This is a genomic window from Candidatus Palauibacter sp. (genome assembly GCF_965208055.1).
Classification (GTDB): Bacteria; Gemmatimonadota; Gemmatimonadetes; order Palauibacterales; family Palauibacteraceae; genus Palauibacter.
This window is the reverse complement of record NZ_CBDBNY010000004.1, coordinates 3006143-3022011: the sequence shown is the minus strand read 5'-3', so window position 1 is coordinate 3022011 and position 15869 is coordinate 3006143. Positions and strand designations below refer to the sequence as shown.

Here is a 15869-nt window from a genome sequence, read left to right as displayed (position 1 = left end):
GCCGACACAGCCATCATCCAGCCGTCGGCCGCCTGCATAAGGTGGCCCCGCGGGTGGTGATCCGGCCAGCGGGCGGCCGGACGGGCCGCCGGACGGGCCGCCGGACGGACCAGGAACGGGCGGCGTGATGGGCGAGGAACCGTCAGCGATTCCGGACCAGTCTCACGCCGCTTCCGCCCAGCAGCCCGCGCAGTTCCTCGACCAGGCTCGGAGTCGGCGCCACGCGCAGCGTTCGCGACCTGAAGCGCGGCGGTCGCGCGTCGTCTTCCGGCGCCCCGTTCCCGGCTTCGCCGGCTGCTGCGGCCGCTGGGGCTGCTGCGGCCACTGGGGCCACTGGGGCCTCGACGGCTTCGACGTAGAGCGGCCCGCGCCCCGGCGAAGCCTCCAGCAACTCCCGGGCGCGCAGGAACGCGCCGGGCTCCGGCCGTTCGTCCTCGCGAAGTTCGATCAGGATCCCCACCTGGCCCTCGTCCCGCACCTCCGCCAGCGGCCGCACGGAGTCGAGGAAAATGGGCGGATCGTCGTCGTCCCGCGAGTTGTTCGACACCGTGCCGGCGATCAGGACCGGGCGGTCGTCGGTGAGCAGATCGCGGTTCTTCTGCCACACATCGCCGAAGACGAGCGTCGTCGCCGTCCCGTGGAAATCCTCGATCGTGAGGCGCGCCCACTCCCGGCCGTCCTTGCGCGCGGTGCGCACCGACGTCTCGGTGATGACGCAGGGGACCTCCACCTTCCGGTCCCGGCGCTCGCGCAGGTTCGTCGTCTTCGCGTCCAGCGCGTAGAGGTCGACGAGATCCCGGTAGCGTTCGAGCGGGTGTCCCGAGATGTAGAACCCGAGGCGCTCCTTCTCCTCGCGCAGCCGGCGGCGCTCGCTCCACGCGGACACGACGGGGAGTTCGACCTCCGGCCGCGTCTCCGCCGAGTCGCCCCCGAACAGGCTCGTCTGGCCGCTCTCGGCCTCCTGCCGCCGCAGTTGCGCCTCGTTGAGCATGACCTCGAGGCCGGCGGTGAGGGCGGCGCGGTCGCCCAGGTCGTCGAGCGCCCCGGCGCCGATCAGGGCCTGGATCACGCGCGAGTTGTTTAACCGCAGGTCGATCCGTTCGAGGAAATCGATGAAACTCTCGAACGGCGCCTCTTCCCGGGCCGCCTGCATGGACCGGATCGCGGAGTGTCCCACCCCCTTGATCGCGCCGAGCCCGAAGCGGATCGCCGACTTTCCGGGCGCATCCGGATCATCGACGACCGTGAAGCGATACCCCGACTCCCTCACCGAGGGGGGAAGCACCCGGATGCCGAGCGGTCGCGCCGCCGCGATGTACGACACGACCGCATCCGTGCTCCCGATTTCCGAGGACAGGAGGCCGGCCATGAACTCGGCCGGGTAGTGCGCCTTCAGCCACGCGGTCCGGTAGGAGAGGAGCGCGTACGCGACGCTGTGCGCCTTGTTGAAGCCGTAGCGGCCGAAGGTGCGGATGAGTTCGGCGATCTCGCCCGCCTTCGGTTTCGCCACGCCGCGCTCGACCGCGCGCTTGACGAACTCCCCGAGCACCTTGTCCGTGAGTTCGGCGTCCTTCTTCCCCACCGCCTTCCTGAGCACATCGGCTTCGGCGAGCGAGAACCCGGCGAGCAGGTTGGCGGCCCGCATCACCTGCTCCTGGTAGGTGATGACCCCGTACGTCGGCTCGAGGATCTCCTCCAGGTCGGGATGCGGGTACTCGACCGCCGCGCCGCGCTTGCGCTTGATGTAGACGTCCGTCATCCCGGAATCGAGCGGGCCCGGGCGGATGAGCGCGTTGACGGCGACGAGGTCGTCGAAGCGGTCGCAGCGCATCGCGCGCAGCTTGTCCGTCGCGAGGCTGGACTCGAACTGGAACACCCCGCTCGTGCGGCCGGCCGCGAGCATCTCGTACACGGCGGGGTCCTCGAGGCCGATCTCCTCCCAGTCCACGCGGATCCCGTGCCGCTCCTCCACGTTGCGCGCGGCGTCGGCGATCACGGTCAGCGTGCGCAGGCCCAGGAAGTCCATCTTGAGCATGCCCGCCTTCTCGAGCGCGTTCATGTCGAACTGCGTGATCACGGCGCCGCTCTTCGTGTCCGCGCAGATCGGCACGTAGTCGTCCAGCGGTCCCGGCGCGATCACGACGCCCGCCGCGTGCACGGAACTGTGGCGCGCGAGTCCCTCGATGCGTTCCGCGTAGTCGAGGAGCTTCTTGACCTGGGCGTCCTCGCGGTCGCGCTCGGCGAGGTCCCCCACCTTCTTCCTCGCCTCCGCCACCGTGAGCGAGAACCCCGGCGTCGACGGCACGAGCTTCGCGAGGCGATCCGTGTCCGAAGGCGAGAAGCCGAGCACCCGGCCCACGTCCCGGATCACGGCGCGCGCCTTCATCGTCCCGAACGTGATGATCTGCCCGACCGAGGCCTGGCCGTACTTCTCCCGCACGTAGTCGATGACCTCGCCGCGGCGCTCGTAGCAGAAGTCGATGTCGATGTCCGGCATGGAGACGCGTTCCGGATTCAGGAAGCGCTCGAAGAGGAGGTCGAACGCGAGCGGATCCACATCGGTGATGCCGAGCGCGTAGCAGATGATCGATCCCGCGGCCGATCCGCGGCCGGGCCCCACCGGGATGTCCCGTTCGCGCGCCGCGACGATGAAGTCCCAGACGATGAGCAGGTAACCCGCGTATCCGGTGTTCTCGATGACCCCGAGTTCGTAGTCGAGACGCTCGCTCACCGCCTCGGGCAGGGGATCGCCGTACCTGGCCCTCGCCCCCTCCGTCGCCTCGTGGCGCAGCATCTCCATGGGTTCGGAGAAACGGTCCGGGAGCGGAAAACCGGGCAACTGGTACTGCTTCTCGACCTTGACGTCGCAGCGCTCCGCGATCCGCACCGTCTCGGCGAGCAGGCCGGGCAGGTCCGGGAAGAGTTCCGCCATCTCGTCGGCGGTCTTGAAGTAGCTCTCCTCGCCGTGGAAGCGGAGCCGGTCCGGGTCGTCCTTGTCCTTGCCCGTCCCGATGCAGAGGAGGGTGTCGTGCGCGTCCGCGTCCTCCCGCCGCATGTAGTGCGCGTCGTTGGTGACGACGAGCGGGAGGCCGAGTTCCTCGGAGAGCTGGATGATGCCCCGGTTCACGACATCCTGCTTCGGGATCCCGTGGTCCTGGAGTTCGAGCCAGTAGCGGTCGCTGAACACCCGCGCGTGCCATTCCGCGGCCCGCTTCGCCTCCTCGTACCGCTCGTGCTGCAGGTAGCGCGCGACTTCGCCGGCGAGGCAGGCGGAGAGACAGACGATCCCGTCCGCGTGCCGCTCGAGCATCTCGCGGTCCACGCGGGGACGGCGGTAGAAGCCCTCCGTGTACCCGATCGACGAGAGCTTTACGAGGTTCGAGTAGCCGCGCCGGCTCTCGGCGAGCAGCACGAGGTGGGCGTAGTGGGCCGGGGCGCCCTCCTCCAGCTTGCGGGAGCGGCGGTCGCCGTACGCGACGTAGACCTCGCAGCCGATGATCGGCTTGATCCCCCGGGCGCGGGCCTTCTCCTGGAACTCCCATGCGCCGTGGAGGTTGCCGTGGTCCGTGAGGGCGAGGGCGGGCATGCCGAGTTCGACCGCGCGCTCGACCAGGTCGTCGATGCGGTTCGCGCCGTCGAGGAGCGAGTACTCGCTATGTGTGTGAAGATGAACGAACGACATCCAGGCGACCCTGTCCGGCTAGGCGCCGGACTCGACGCAGCGGAACGACCCGAGTATCTCCTGCAGTTGCAGCATGTACTCGTACTTCGGCCGGTCCGGCGAGTAGAGCCACGCATCGACGAAGTACGTGCGCGCCGGACAGTCGACGAGCCACACGATGAACGGGCCCGCCGCGGGGAACCCGCCCGTCTCATCCTGCCACACGCCGGTCACCTCCAGCGCGGGGCGGCCCTCCCACATGAAGCTCACCACGCTCGAATTCGTGTCGTCGATGCGCTGCGGGACGTTGTAGTGCGCGGCGTCGATCTCCGCCCGCCACTCCAGCACCAGCTCCCTCGTCAGCGAGTCGACGTTCGGGCGCCAGTCGATGAGGACCGAACGGATGAGTTCGCTCGGGTCCGGGTTGTCGTTGCGCAGGATGACGAGGCTGTCGCCTCCGCCGAGATCCCGGGCGATCCGGTCGTAGACCTCGGGGACCAGCAGCGAGAACCCGAACCGCCGCCCCAGATCCGTCCTGAGCGCGGTGTCGGCCGCCGTCGCGAACATCCGCCGCAGCACCAGTTGGCGGTAGTTCGTGTCCACCGCGTTCAGGACCGACGGCAGGGCCGCCACCCATGACTCGGCTTCGCGGCCCGAGCGGAGCAGAACGCCCGTCACCGTCTGGCCCAGCGCCCACACGTTGGAGGCCTGGAAGACGCGGCCCGGTTCCAGCGCGGCGAGGTCCTGTCCCTCCTCCGCCGCCACCTCGATGAGCAACGGGTCGTCGACCGTCCCGAACACGATGAGGTTACGGAACAGCTTCAGCTGGCCGACGTTTTCGTGACCGGGGTCGACGAAGCTGACCTCGTACTGTTTCTCGTCACGGCTCGTGAAGATCGTGGGCTCCAGGACCCGCCGGGTCTCCTCCTCCACTTGCTGCGAGAGATCGTCCGGAGCGAGGATGATGAGGCTGTTCGCCTCTCCGAAAGCCGTCTGCTTGCTGCAGGCGGAGAGGACCGGGAGGGTGGCCGCGAGAAGCGCCGTCAGGGCGCCGAAGGGACGGATTTTCATGCGAGTGAAGCTAGACCGGCAGGCGGGCGGCGGCAATCGAACACGGGCCCTCGCGGGAGGGATTTCACCATGAGCACGCGCCGCGATTTTCTCGCCGCCTGGACCCGCTCCGCGGCCCTCTGCGCGCTCGCGCCGCTCCCCCTCGCCCAGTTCGGCCCCGGCGCCTCCGCGGGCGGCCGCGAACTCGGCCCGCGCGCCCGCCACCGGGCTTCGGCGCAGCGCTTCCCCTTCGAACTCGGCGTGGCCTCGGGCGAGCCGACGGCGGACGGCGTCGTCCTGTGGACGCGCCTGCTCGACCTGCCCGGCGACCCCCGCGCCGCGACCCCCGTGCGCTGGGAAGTCGCCTCCGACGACCGCTTCCGCACCGTGGTCCGCCGCGGCGAGGCCGCCGCGCTGGCGGAACTCGGCCACTCCGTGCACGCCGAGGTCGACGGCCTCGACCCCGCGCGCGACTACTGGTACCGCTTCCACGCCGCCGGCGCGACGAGCCCCGTCGGCCGCACGCGCACCGCCCCCGCCCCCGGCGCCCTCCCCGACCGCTTCGACTTCGTGTTCGTGTCGTGCCAGCACTACGAGCGCGGCTGGTACACCGGCTTCCGCCACATGGCCGCCGAGTCCCCCGCCCTCATCGTGCACCTCGGCGACTACATCTACGAGAGCGGCCCCGGCATCGGCGACAACCTCGTGCGCCGCCACGACACCGAGGAACCCCGCACCCTCGAGGCCTACCGCGCCCGCTACGCCCTATATAAAAGGGATCCCGACCTCCAGGCCGCCCACGCCGCCGCCCCCTGGGTCTTCACCCCCGACGACCACGAGGTCGACAACGACTGGGCCGGCCCCCACAACACCGAGCAGATGTCCCGCGAGTCCTTCCTCGCCCGCCGCACCGCCGCCTTCCAGGCCCTGTACGAACACTTCCCCCTCCGCCGAACCTCCCTCCCCATCGGCCCCGACGCCCAGTTGTACCGCCGCCTCGACTTCGGCTCCCTGATCCGCCTCCACGTCCTCGACACCCGCCAGTACCGCACCCTCCAGCCCTGCGGAGGCCGCCGCCAACCCCCCTGCCCCGAACAACACGCCGAAGACGCCACCATCCTCGGCGGCCGGCAAGCCGACTGGCTCCTCGACGGCCTCGACTCGTCCGCCGCCCGCTACAACGTCCTCGCCAACCAGGTCTTCATGGCCCGCCTCCTCGAAGGCGACGAGACCCTCACCCTCCCCATGGACAAATGGGACGGCTACCCCGCCGACCGCACCCGCCTCATGACCTTCCTCCACGACCGCCGCCCGTCCAACCCCATCGTCCTCACCGGCGACCTCCACACCAACTGGGTCAACGACCTCAAACTCGACTTCGACCGCCCAGCTTCTCCGGTCGTCGGCACCGAATTCGCCGGCACCTCCATCAGCTCCAGCGGAGACGGCGCCGACTCCGGCCCCCAGGGCGAAAACGCCATGAGCCACAACCCCCACATCAAGTTCTTCAACGCCCAACGCGGCTACGTCCGCTGCAGCCTGGCGCCGGAGCGGTTGCGGACCGACTTCCGCGTCATGCCCTACGTCACCCGCCCCGACGCACCGATCGCCACGCGCGCCAGCTACGTAGTAGAAAACGGAGTCCCCGGCGCCCAGGAAACTTGAACCCGCCGCGCCGGAACGGTCGCGCGCCGGTCTTCTTCGGGGCCCGTAGCTCAGCCTGGTTAGAGCGCACGCCTGATAAGCGGAAGGACGGTGCTTCGCCAACCGAGCGCCCCGCTGGGCGCGAGCTCGGTGAAGCAGCGGCCTCGGCAGAGGACGGTGCTTCACCAACTCCACCCGGGCCCACGCTCCCCGGTCATGAAGCCTCAACCTGCTCCCTCACTGGCCCAAGGCGTAGGACCCCCACGGCCGGGAACGGGCCCTCCGATGGTTAGGGTCGTCGTGGTCGACCTGCGGGTGGCAACTGTCGATTGCGGTCGAGAATGACACCCGGCGGGGGATGACGAGCCCAAGAGCGGAATCCCCGGTGCCCAGGAAACTTGAACGCGCCGCGCCGCACCCATAGGATGGAGTCCGCCCGGCGCCCGACCCTCCCTCAGCACGGAACGGTTGCGCGCCGGTCTTCTTCGGGGCCCGTAGCTCAGCCTGGTTAGAGCGCACGCCTGATAAGCGTGAGGTCGGTAGTTCAAATCTACCCGGGCCCACTCAATCTCCTACCCGATCCAACCTTCGCCCCGGTCCCAATCCTGGACCGACCTCACGGACGACTGAGTCGACCCGGTGGTTCAACCGAGCGCCCGTCTCGGGCGCGAGCTCGGTGAAGCAGCGGCCCCGCAGGGGACGGTGCTTCACCAACTCTACCCGGGCCCTCTCTCCCGCCGACTCCGATCTTCGCCAAGTGCTCCGATCCAAAGCGACCTCACGCACAACCTGTCGCCCAGCAGTTCAACCAAGGACCCCTCAGGATGCGAACTAGGTGAAGCAGCGGCTCCGCAGGGGACGGTGCTTCACCAGCCTCACACGAGCCTTCGTTCGCCAGAGATCTCGGCTTTTCCTCGGCCATCGCCGACGTCTCGGACGCCCGCCGATCCACTCTCTCCAAGCCGGGTAGGGTCGGCGTCAGCCAACGGATGTCTGGACGAACCGCGTACGCTACATTCCCGTCAGGCACCCCTCAGGCCGCGAGGGACCGCACCGGTCGACTCACTCCGACAGGATCCACGAATGCCGGACAGCACAGCCTCTGAACGCTACGTCATGCGGATTTCCCGCATGACCGTGGATAAGCTGGGGGTCCGCCTCTACGATCGCGTCAGCGCGGTGGTTGCCGAGCTCATCGCCAACGCGTACGACGCGGACGCGGCGAACGTTGTGGTTCGAGTCCCGCTGGCCACGCTGCTCGCGCGGAAGAACCGGGACACAGGGGAGGTAGAGGGTTACGGCTACGTCATCGAGGTCGAGGACGACGGGCACGGAATGACCCGCGGCGAAGCCAACGCGCACTTTCTCCGGGTCGGGAAGGATCGTCGGGCTGATCCGACTCAAGGTACGCAGTCGCGACGGAAGGAACGTCCGGTGATGGGACGGAAGGGTATCGGCAAGCTCGCTCCCTTCGGCATCTGCAAGCGCATCGAGATTATCACCGCCGGAGGCGAAGAGACGGTCGATGGCTACGCGGTTTCCCACTTCGTCATGGACTACGACAAGATCCTGGCCGACGAAGATTCTCCGGTTCCAATGGATGTAGGCGACCAGGATCAAACATATCGACCCGAGGCGGGGACTACGGTCCGGCTCATCGACTTCCTGCCGAAGAGGGTTCCGAATCAAGAGACGTTTCACCGGCAGATGGCAGGACGATTCGGGCTGCGCCAGAGCGATTTCAAGGTGAGCGTCGAAGACACGCGCAATCCCGAGGAGAACCCCCCGTTCGAGATCGGATCGCTTAATATACCGCTCATGGAAGGTACGAAGGTCGACGTGTCCCAAAAGCCGGTGCCGCTACCGAACGAGGAGCGCACCCTGCCCGTATCGGGTTGGATGGGACTGGCCAAGGGAGCCTACAAGAACGAGGAAATGGCTGGCGTCCGCATCTATGCCCGCGGGAAGATCGTGGCGACAACTCGGGCGTTCGGACAGTCGGCGGGATTCACGGGCGAGTTCACTGTGCGCTCCTACCTTGTAGGCGAAATCCACGCCGAATGGCTCGACGAGGACGAAGGGGAAGACCTCGTCACGACAGACCGACAGGACATTCTGTGGGAGTCCGACTACGGGCGACCGTTTCGAGCGTGGGGCGCTGAATGGATTAGGAAGATCGCTGCGGCTTCCCGGAGCCCTCGGCGGAAGAGGGTCGAGCAGCTTTTCCTGGAAGCGTCCGGGTTGGAAGCTAAGGCCAAGGAACGCTTCGCCGACAACGACATCGTTTCCACAGCCTTGGAGTTCGGAAAACAGATCGGCCGCTTTGCCGCCGAAGACGAACTCGGCGACCAAGAGTATGTGGACGGTCTCGTTGAGGTCGTCCTGTCCGTTGCCCCGCACAAGGCGCTCATGGACGCATTCGAAACATTCAACCAGGAAATGTTTGGCGAGGACGGCGGGATAGACTCGCTTCTGGATCTGTTCTCGAAGACCCGGATTGCGGAGATGGCTTCGTACGCGCAGATCGCATACGAACGCGTCAGGGCGATCCGGAAGCTTGAGAAGGTACTGGACGAGGGCGGGGCCGAGGATGTGCTGCAGCGGATCGTCGCGGACGCTCCGTGGCTGATCGACGCGACATGGACGCCGATCACGGCGAATCAAAGCCTGAGACTGTTCGCGAGGCAGTTTGCTGCGTACTACAAGGAGCTGCACGGCGAAGAGGTGGTCTTTTCCATCGATCACGGCAACAAACGGCCCGATTTTACGCTCGTGAACCTTAGCCGCAGGCTTCACATAGTTGAGATCAAGGCGGTCGGACACCGTTTCGGTAACGACGACTGGAACCGACTCCACAACTACCTCGAAGCATTCCGCGATTTCTTCGCCGCAAACCGGGAACTCGCGTCGAACTTCCCCGACGAGTGGGTCGTTGACTTGGTTTGCAACGCCGTACGGATCACCGATCGAAACAAGGATGCGGCGTACAGGTATTGGGAAAACACCGAGGCTCGCATCGCACGAATCTCCTGGAATGACTTCCTGGCGCGCGCGGTGACGGCTAATGAGATGTTCCTTGCCGCAGAGGATCGAGTCCGCGTGGAAGAGAAACGCGTGGACACCGATTCGGATTCGCCGTGAGAGCCGTCAGCCTCTTTTCGAACTGCGGCGCCGGCGATGTGGGGTTCGCGGCTGCCGGGTTCCGGTTTTGCGTGGTTTCGGAGCTGGTTGAGAAACGCTTGGAGGTCGCAAGGCTGAATCATCCCGGTGCTGTTGCAGTCGCGGGGGATCTTCGGAGCACCTGGCCCGTCGTGGTCGATTCGTTTAGAGATGCGCATGGCTCGGAGGCTCCGGTGCTGCTGTCGGGCTGTCCTCCCTGCCAAGGCATGAGCTCGGCCAGAGGAGACCGCGGAAAAGAGAACGATCCGGATGCTGGCTCTCGGGATGATCGCAATCTGCTCGTGTTGCCCATCGCCGAAGTCGCCCAGGAGCTACGGCCAACGTTCGTCGTGGTCGAGAACGTGCCCGCGTTTCTGCGGCGCAAGGTTTGGGATCCAAGCAGCGCGACTCCCCGTTCTGCCGCGAAGATCTTCTGCGATCGACTGGAATCCGATTACTGCGTCTACGCGACGGTCGTCGACCTGTGCGAGTTCGGCATTCCGCAGCATCGCTCGCGGGCGTTTCTGACGCTGGTGAGGAAAGACACGGAAGCTCTTGATGTGCTCAGCAGAACCGGACGCGCGCCGTTTCCGGCTCCTACCCACGGAGGTCCGGATTCCCCGGATTTCGTGACGATTGACGACGCTCTACGGGAATCGGGCCTGCCCGCGCTCGATGCGGGAGCTGCCGAGACGGCGAGTTCGAACGACCATCCGATGCACCGGGTTCCCGTTTGGCTCGACCGCAGATACGAGATGGTGTCCGCGATACCGCCCGGCAGCGGCGCCAGTGCGTGGGAAACGGATCACTGCGGGCGATGCGACGAGACGAGTATTGACTGCGCCGAGGCCGTGTGTCCGACATGCCACAGCCCAACGCTGCGACCGACTGTGCGAAATCCGGATGGCTCATGGCGTTTGATCAAGGGATTCCGAAGCTCCTCCTACCGGAGGATGGATCCGGCTCGACCGGCCGCAACCATAACCACTGCGAGCGGGCATATCGGGAGCGACCGGACGCTTCATCCGTGGGAGAATAGGGTCCTAAGCCCGGCCGAATGCGCCTGGCTTCAGACCTTCCCCACCACCTTCCTGTGGGGAGATTCAATGGACAAATGGGGGCCCACCGGTGTCCGTCAGATGATCGGGGAAGCGGTTCCACCTCGGTTCACGATGCTCCATGGAGAGGTGCTCGCAGCTTTGGCGGACGGCCAAGAGGTGTCAGCAACGCTCTCTCAGCAAGACGAGCGATGCAGTAAGGCGTTGGCGAAACTCGATGAGTAGGGCGATGGATGTAGGCGAGAGGCGAAACGCTGAGGAGGGTGCCCATGATGACTCAAAGGCGGTCTCGTAGCATGCCGTCAAAGGAACTCTTGCTCGCATGATCGTCGCGGACAATGAGACAGCTGTCGATCTGCTCTACTACCAGGCCATCGCCCGGACTGTAGTCCGGGTGGTGGCCGAGGAATCTGACGAGCCGCTGAGCGTTGGTGTTCACGGCGACTGGGGCGCCGGGAAATCTAGCGTGCTCATGATGGTCGAGGAGGCGTTCGAGGGTAGCGAACGTATCCTGTGCGTGCGGTTCAACGGTTGGCTGTTCCAAGGGTTCGAGGACGCTAAGGCCGTCCTGATCGAGACCATCGTCGACGAGCTGCTGCGGAAACGCCCGACGCACCGCAAGCTCGCTGATCAGGCGGAGAAGGTCTTGCGGCGGGTCGATTGGATGAAGGTCGCGCGCAAGGCCAGTTCCTACGGCATGACACTCGCAACCGGTATTCCGCATCCCGAGACGATAAAGGATCTCGGCGCTGCGGCGCGCGCAGTCTTGGCGAAGGGCGGACAAGATGCGACGGCCGAGAATCTTGCGACCCTGGTGGGAGGCGCGAACAATTTCCTGCGCGAGGTCGAGGAGGACAGCGCGCCCGAACAGATGCACGCCTTCCGGGCGGAGTTCGAAGAGCTCTTGCAGCGCGCGGACATCGACCGGCTTGTCGTGCTGGTTGACGATCTCGACCGGTGCCTACCGGAGATCGCGATCGAGACACTGGAGGCGATCCGACTCTTCCTCTTCGTGCCCCGCGCCGCGTTCGTGATTGCCGCCGACGAGGGGATGATCGAATACGCCGTGCGTCAGCACTTTCCGGATCTGCCCGTCACCACGGGGCCAGCGACCTATGCTCGCAACTATCTGGAGAAGTTGATTCAGGTGCCGTTCCGCCTACCGTCTCTCGGCTACGCGGAGACGCGCATCTACGTGACGCTGCTCCTCGTGCTCAATGATTTCGGCGAAGAGTCGGACGAGTTTTCAGAGATCGCTGGCTTGGCCCGCGAGGTGTTGCGTCGGCCTTGGCAGGGCCCCGGTCTCGATCGGACCGCCATCGTAGAGGCGCTGGGATCGGTGCCCGAAGCGGTTGAACGCGCGCTGGAGCTTTCGGGCCGGATCGCGCCGATACTGGCGGACGGAGCGCGTGGCAATCCGCGACAGATCAAGCGGTTTATCAACACGATGATGCTACGTCTCGCGATCGCGGAGGAACGAGGGTTTCGGGACGAACTCAACATCTCGGTGCTTGCGAAGATCATGCTCGCCGAGCAGTTTGCCCCGGAGCTCTACGACGCCATGGCGCGGGGGTCTGCCAACACGGGCGCGTTTGAAGAACTGGACGCCCTGGAGGCGGTGGTACGGCAGGAGCCCCATGGCGCATTGGAGACGAAGCCCACGGACGAAAAGGGCAAGGCCGCGGCGGACCAAGCATCGCCGCCTGGATTGCCTAATCTCGAATGGGCCAAGCAGTGGGCCGCCATCGAACCGCCGGTGGCCAGGCACGATCTGAGACCGTACGTCTTCGTCACCAGGGACCGCCGCAGCGTGTTCGGGGCGGTCACATCCCTCGGGGGATTGGATGAATTGGTCGCCAAGCTGCTGGGCTCCCCGCTTCTGGTGAGGCAGGCTTCGGGGGAAGTGGCGCGGCTGCAACCGTTGGAGGCCGAACAGGTGTTCGATGCGCTGCGGGCAAAGGTCCGCGACGCGGAAGAATTGGCTGAGGAGCCGGCAGGCGCGCGTGGCTTGGCCGAGGTATCCCGCCACCACCCATTCTTATGCCGTTCGCTCTTGGCCTTCCTGAGAGACCTTCCGGTCTCAAGACTCGGTCCGTGGGTGGTTACCGGGTGGACGGGAACGTTCGCCGAAGAGGATGTGAAGGCGGAGTTCGACGGCTTGCTGGATGCATGGGCGAAGCAAGATGAAAACAGACCGCTAAAGGTTGCGGCTACTGGTGCCACCAAGCTCGCGAAGACAAGGGGGCGCCGCTGATGGGAACATCGGGGACGTTCGAGGGATCTAAGTCCGGCCTCTTACCGAGCTGGGTCGACGAGCCGGCGTCGAGCCCGATTGCCCCGCCTGATGGCGCGGGAGACGTCCCCCCGGATGGCGGGACAGACGATGACGGTGGCGCCGCACCGACGCCCGCTCCTCCGACGGCATACCCGCCGATGCCTGCGGTCCCGGCCAGTTCGGGGTTGGGAGGCGCACGCGGCAATATGACCAGAGGCGCGAGGACTTCGGATGCCAAGGCGATCCGGCGCGGTGCCGGAAGGTATGTGAGCGCAAGCGGAGGCGGACGCGCGGCGGCACGCCGAATGCCGAATTCACGAGCTGTGGCTGGCGGCATCGCCGAGCTCGCGCGTTCCTTTGCGAGCCAAGGGCCTGCCGAGGCGCTACGCCGATTCGATCTCGACGGCATGGCGGGCGCGCCGGCTGAGGACGTCTTCGTTGCCCTGACCGACATGCTCTGCCCTCCCGGGGGGACCATCGACGAAGCAATTGCGAGGGACGCAATGCTCGAGGCCGTCGCGGATCTCGCAGCCGCTGGTGTCGGCAGTTTTGACGAGCTGTCGGCTGACGACCTCCGCGAGCTCTTCATCGGCGTCGTGAGTCGATCGATCGAGGGCAAGATCTTAAACGAGGTCGGCACGAACGCCTTGTCCGTTCCGGCCGACATCGCCGGGGTCGAGCGGGCGCAAAACATGCTGCGGGATTTCGTCGAGGGGTGCGTGCGTGACGAGTTCGAGGCGCGCGGCAGTGAACTCGACGATCTGGACGGTAACGTCATCGATCGCTTCGTCGAGGACCTCTACGCGGCGGCGCTCGATCTTGTCATGGTGCTGGGAGATGACAGATGAGAAGGTTCAGCCTCGTCGGCCGACTCGGTCCCGATGACATGACCTCGGTCAAACCAGTCCAGACCGACTCCGCTGTCTACGAGATCAATTTCCTTGACAGCGACCGACGAATGGGCTTTGGGATCAGGCATGCGCTCGATCAAGTCGCATCGCTCGGATTGCGTTCGTCGGAACGTGCGATCGACCTGGTTGTCTTGGCGGCGCTGGTAACCGCAGGGGACACGCGGGTGTCGCGGCGGATCAACGCCCAGGACGGTTGGACTCGCGAGGTTGATCTCTACGTCCCGGTGTCAGCACCGAAGGTTTGGAACGACGCGAGACAGAGTATCGAGGCGCTCCTCAGATTCCTGACGGGTGATCGTTGGCGCGTGTTCTTCCACGCGCGGTCGGACCGAACGATGGCGCTCGCAATGCAGCCGAGACGTGTGGCGATCGACGATTTCACCGAGGTGAGCCTCCTGTCCGGCGGTTTGGACAGTTTGATCGGCGCGATCAATCTGTTGGCGAAAGGCAGGCACCCGCTCTTCGTGAGTCACTACTGGGACGCGGAGACCGCGAAAGCCCAAACCTGTGTCCTGAGGGCGCTGGAGAAGCACTTCCGCGGGGATGAGATCAAGAGCGTAAGAGTGAGGCTTGGGTTCGACAGGCACCACCTCGAGACCCGCGAGAAGGAGGCGACGCAACGAGGTCGGTCCTTCCTCTTCTACGCGCTCGCGGCGCTGGCGGCATCGGCGTTCGATCGGCCCATGGCTGTGGACATCCCGGAAAACGGGCTAATCGCGTTGAACGTCCCACTGGATCCGCTACGGCTCGGGGCACTCAGCACACGGACGGCTCATCCCCACGTCATCGCGGGGATGAGGCGCTTGGTCGACGCGGTCGGGCTCTCGGTGAGTTTCTCGAATCCGTATCGACACATGACCAAAGGAGAGATGGTTTCAGGCTGCGCCGACGGTGCCTTCCTTCGAAAGATCATCGGCGACTCGATGTCTTGCTCTTCCCCGGCAAAGGCGCGGTACAGGAAGCTGTCACCTCGCCATTGCGGCTATTGCGTGCCTTGTCTGATCCGCAGGGCTTCCTTGAAGGCCGGCCTGGGAGTCAAGGACCCGACACTCTACACCGTCGAGAAGCTGCGCGCGAAAACGTTAGCGACAGACGGGGCGGAGGGTGAGCATGTTCGCTCGTTCCAGCTCATGGTGAAGCGGATCAAGGCGGCCCCGGGGCTTGCGAAGATACTGGTGCACAAGCCGGGACCGTTGGTCGAGGCTCCTGACGAGATCCCGGCCTACGCCGATGTGTTCCGTCGTGGCGTGCTCGAGGTGGGTGGGTTGCTACATGGCGTGAAGGCGAGGCCAGGTGGTGGGGTTAGGTCATGAGACCGGACTATGTCGACTTCCATGCGCACCTGGATCTATACCCGGACCTGCGGGCGGCGATAGCGGCCTGCGAGCAACGGCGCACAGCGACTTTGGCGGTAACGACGACCCCGAAGGCGTTTGCGAGAAACGCAGAACTTGCTGAGGTGAGCGAGTTCGTCCGGGTCGGACTCGGCCTGCACCCTCAGCTCGTCGCGGAGCGATCGGGAGAGATTTCGCTTTTCGAGAAGCTGTTTCGGCGCTCCCGATACGTCGGTGAGGTGGGGCTCGATGCGGGGCCGCAGCATTATCGCTCGCTTGAACTCCAGAAATCAGTATTCGAACGCATTCTGCGCCTTTCCGCCGGCGAAGGGAACAAAATCCTCAGCATACATAGTGTGAGGGCAGCGAAACTGGTGCTGGATCTGTTGGAAGAGCATTTGCCGAGACAGCGAGGAACGGTCGTGCTCCACTGGTTCTCGGGAAGTGTTGGGGAAGCTCGGCGCGCTGTCGCGTTCGGCTGCTATTTCTCAGTGAACGAACGAATGTTGGCTTCGCCGAACGGTCGACGCATCGTGCAAGAAATACCAGAACATCGGCTGCTGACCGAGACCGACGGGCCTTTCGTGCAACGCGAGGGAAACCCGATTGGAGCAGGTGACGTGGTAAGAGCAGTACGAGAAATCGCAACCCTGAAGCGACGCAGTATTGCGGATGTTCAATCGCTCATCGTCAACAATCTACGTGACCTGACTAATGCAGTCCCTTGAAACACGCTGGCGGTAGGCGAGAGGAGGACAGACGGTTCTTTAGTCGTTA

9 protein-coding genes and 1 tRNA gene are annotated in these 15869 nt (G+C 65.5%); 8 read left to right on the top strand and 2 right to left on the bottom strand.

Translation table 11 applies throughout. The annotated features are described in order from the left end of the window. Positions 1-142: 142 nt before the first annotated feature. Together dnaE and ACOGXI_RS13345 are read right to left on the bottom strand one after the other, a co-directional pair. Positions 143-3682, bottom strand: coding sequence for a DNA polymerase III subunit alpha (gene dnaE, locus ACOGXI_RS13350; protein ID WP_419939324.1), 3540 nt, complete (start codon positions 3680-3682; stop codon positions 143-145). An 18-nt stretch (positions 3683-3700) separates the two neighbouring features. Then, the gene (locus tag ACOGXI_RS13345) at positions 3701-4732 is read right to left on the bottom strand and encodes a DUF4837 family protein (protein ID WP_419939323.1); all 1032 of its coding nucleotides are present in this window, start codon (positions 4730-4732) and stop codon (positions 3701-3703) included. A gap of 69 nt (positions 4733-4801) precedes the next feature. Here ACOGXI_RS13345 and ACOGXI_RS13340 point away from each other — a divergent pair, with 69 nt between their 5' ends. The 8 genes from ACOGXI_RS13340 (at position 4802) to qatD (ending at position 15820) form a co-directional block, all read left to right on the top strand. Continuing rightward, complete coding sequence (locus ACOGXI_RS13340; RefSeq protein WP_419939322.1) at positions 4802-6376, top strand: alkaline phosphatase D family protein; 1575 nt, start codon at positions 4802-4804, stop codon at positions 6374-6376. 467 nt (positions 6377-6843) lie between these two features. Next, a tRNA-Ile gene (locus ACOGXI_RS13335) sits at positions 6844-6918 on the top strand. A 520-nt stretch (positions 6919-7438) separates the two neighbouring features. Next, entirely contained in the window at positions 7439-9496 is a 2058-nt protein-coding gene (locus ACOGXI_RS13330) for an ATP-binding protein (protein ID WP_419939321.1), read from the top strand. Further along, positions 9493-10797, top strand: a complete 1305-nt coding sequence (locus ACOGXI_RS13325) for a DNA cytosine methyltransferase (protein WP_419939320.1) — start codon at positions 9493-9495, stop codon at positions 10795-10797. Before ACOGXI_RS13330 ends, ACOGXI_RS13325 begins: the two co-directional genes overlap by 4 nt. 97 nt (positions 10798-10894) lie before the next feature. Continuing rightward, positions 10895-12826 carry a Qat anti-phage system ATPase QatA gene (qatA, locus tag ACOGXI_RS13320; protein WP_419939319.1) on the top strand — a complete coding sequence of 644 codons (1932 nt, stop codon included), beginning with the start codon at positions 10895-10897 and terminating at the stop codon, positions 12824-12826. Further along, positions 12826-13695 carry a Qat anti-phage system associated protein QatB gene (qatB, locus tag ACOGXI_RS13315; RefSeq protein WP_419939318.1) on the top strand — a complete coding sequence of 290 codons (870 nt, stop codon included), beginning with the start codon at positions 12826-12828 and terminating at the stop codon, positions 13693-13695. Before qatA ends, qatB begins: the two co-directional genes overlap by 1 nt. Continuing rightward, positions 13692-15071 carry a Qat anti-phage system QueC-like protein QatC gene (gene qatC, locus ACOGXI_RS13310; RefSeq protein WP_419939317.1) on the top strand — a complete coding sequence of 460 codons (1380 nt, stop codon included), beginning with the start codon at positions 13692-13694 and terminating at the stop codon, positions 15069-15071. Before qatB ends, qatC begins: the two co-directional genes overlap by 4 nt. After that, a complete protein-coding gene (qatD, locus tag ACOGXI_RS13305) occupies positions 15068-15820 on the top strand; it encodes a Qat anti-phage system TatD family nuclease QatD (RefSeq protein ID WP_419939316.1) in 753 nt (250 codons plus the stop codon). The genes qatC and qatD overlap by 4 nt, the downstream gene beginning before the upstream one ends. Positions 15821-15869: the final 49 nt, after the last annotated feature.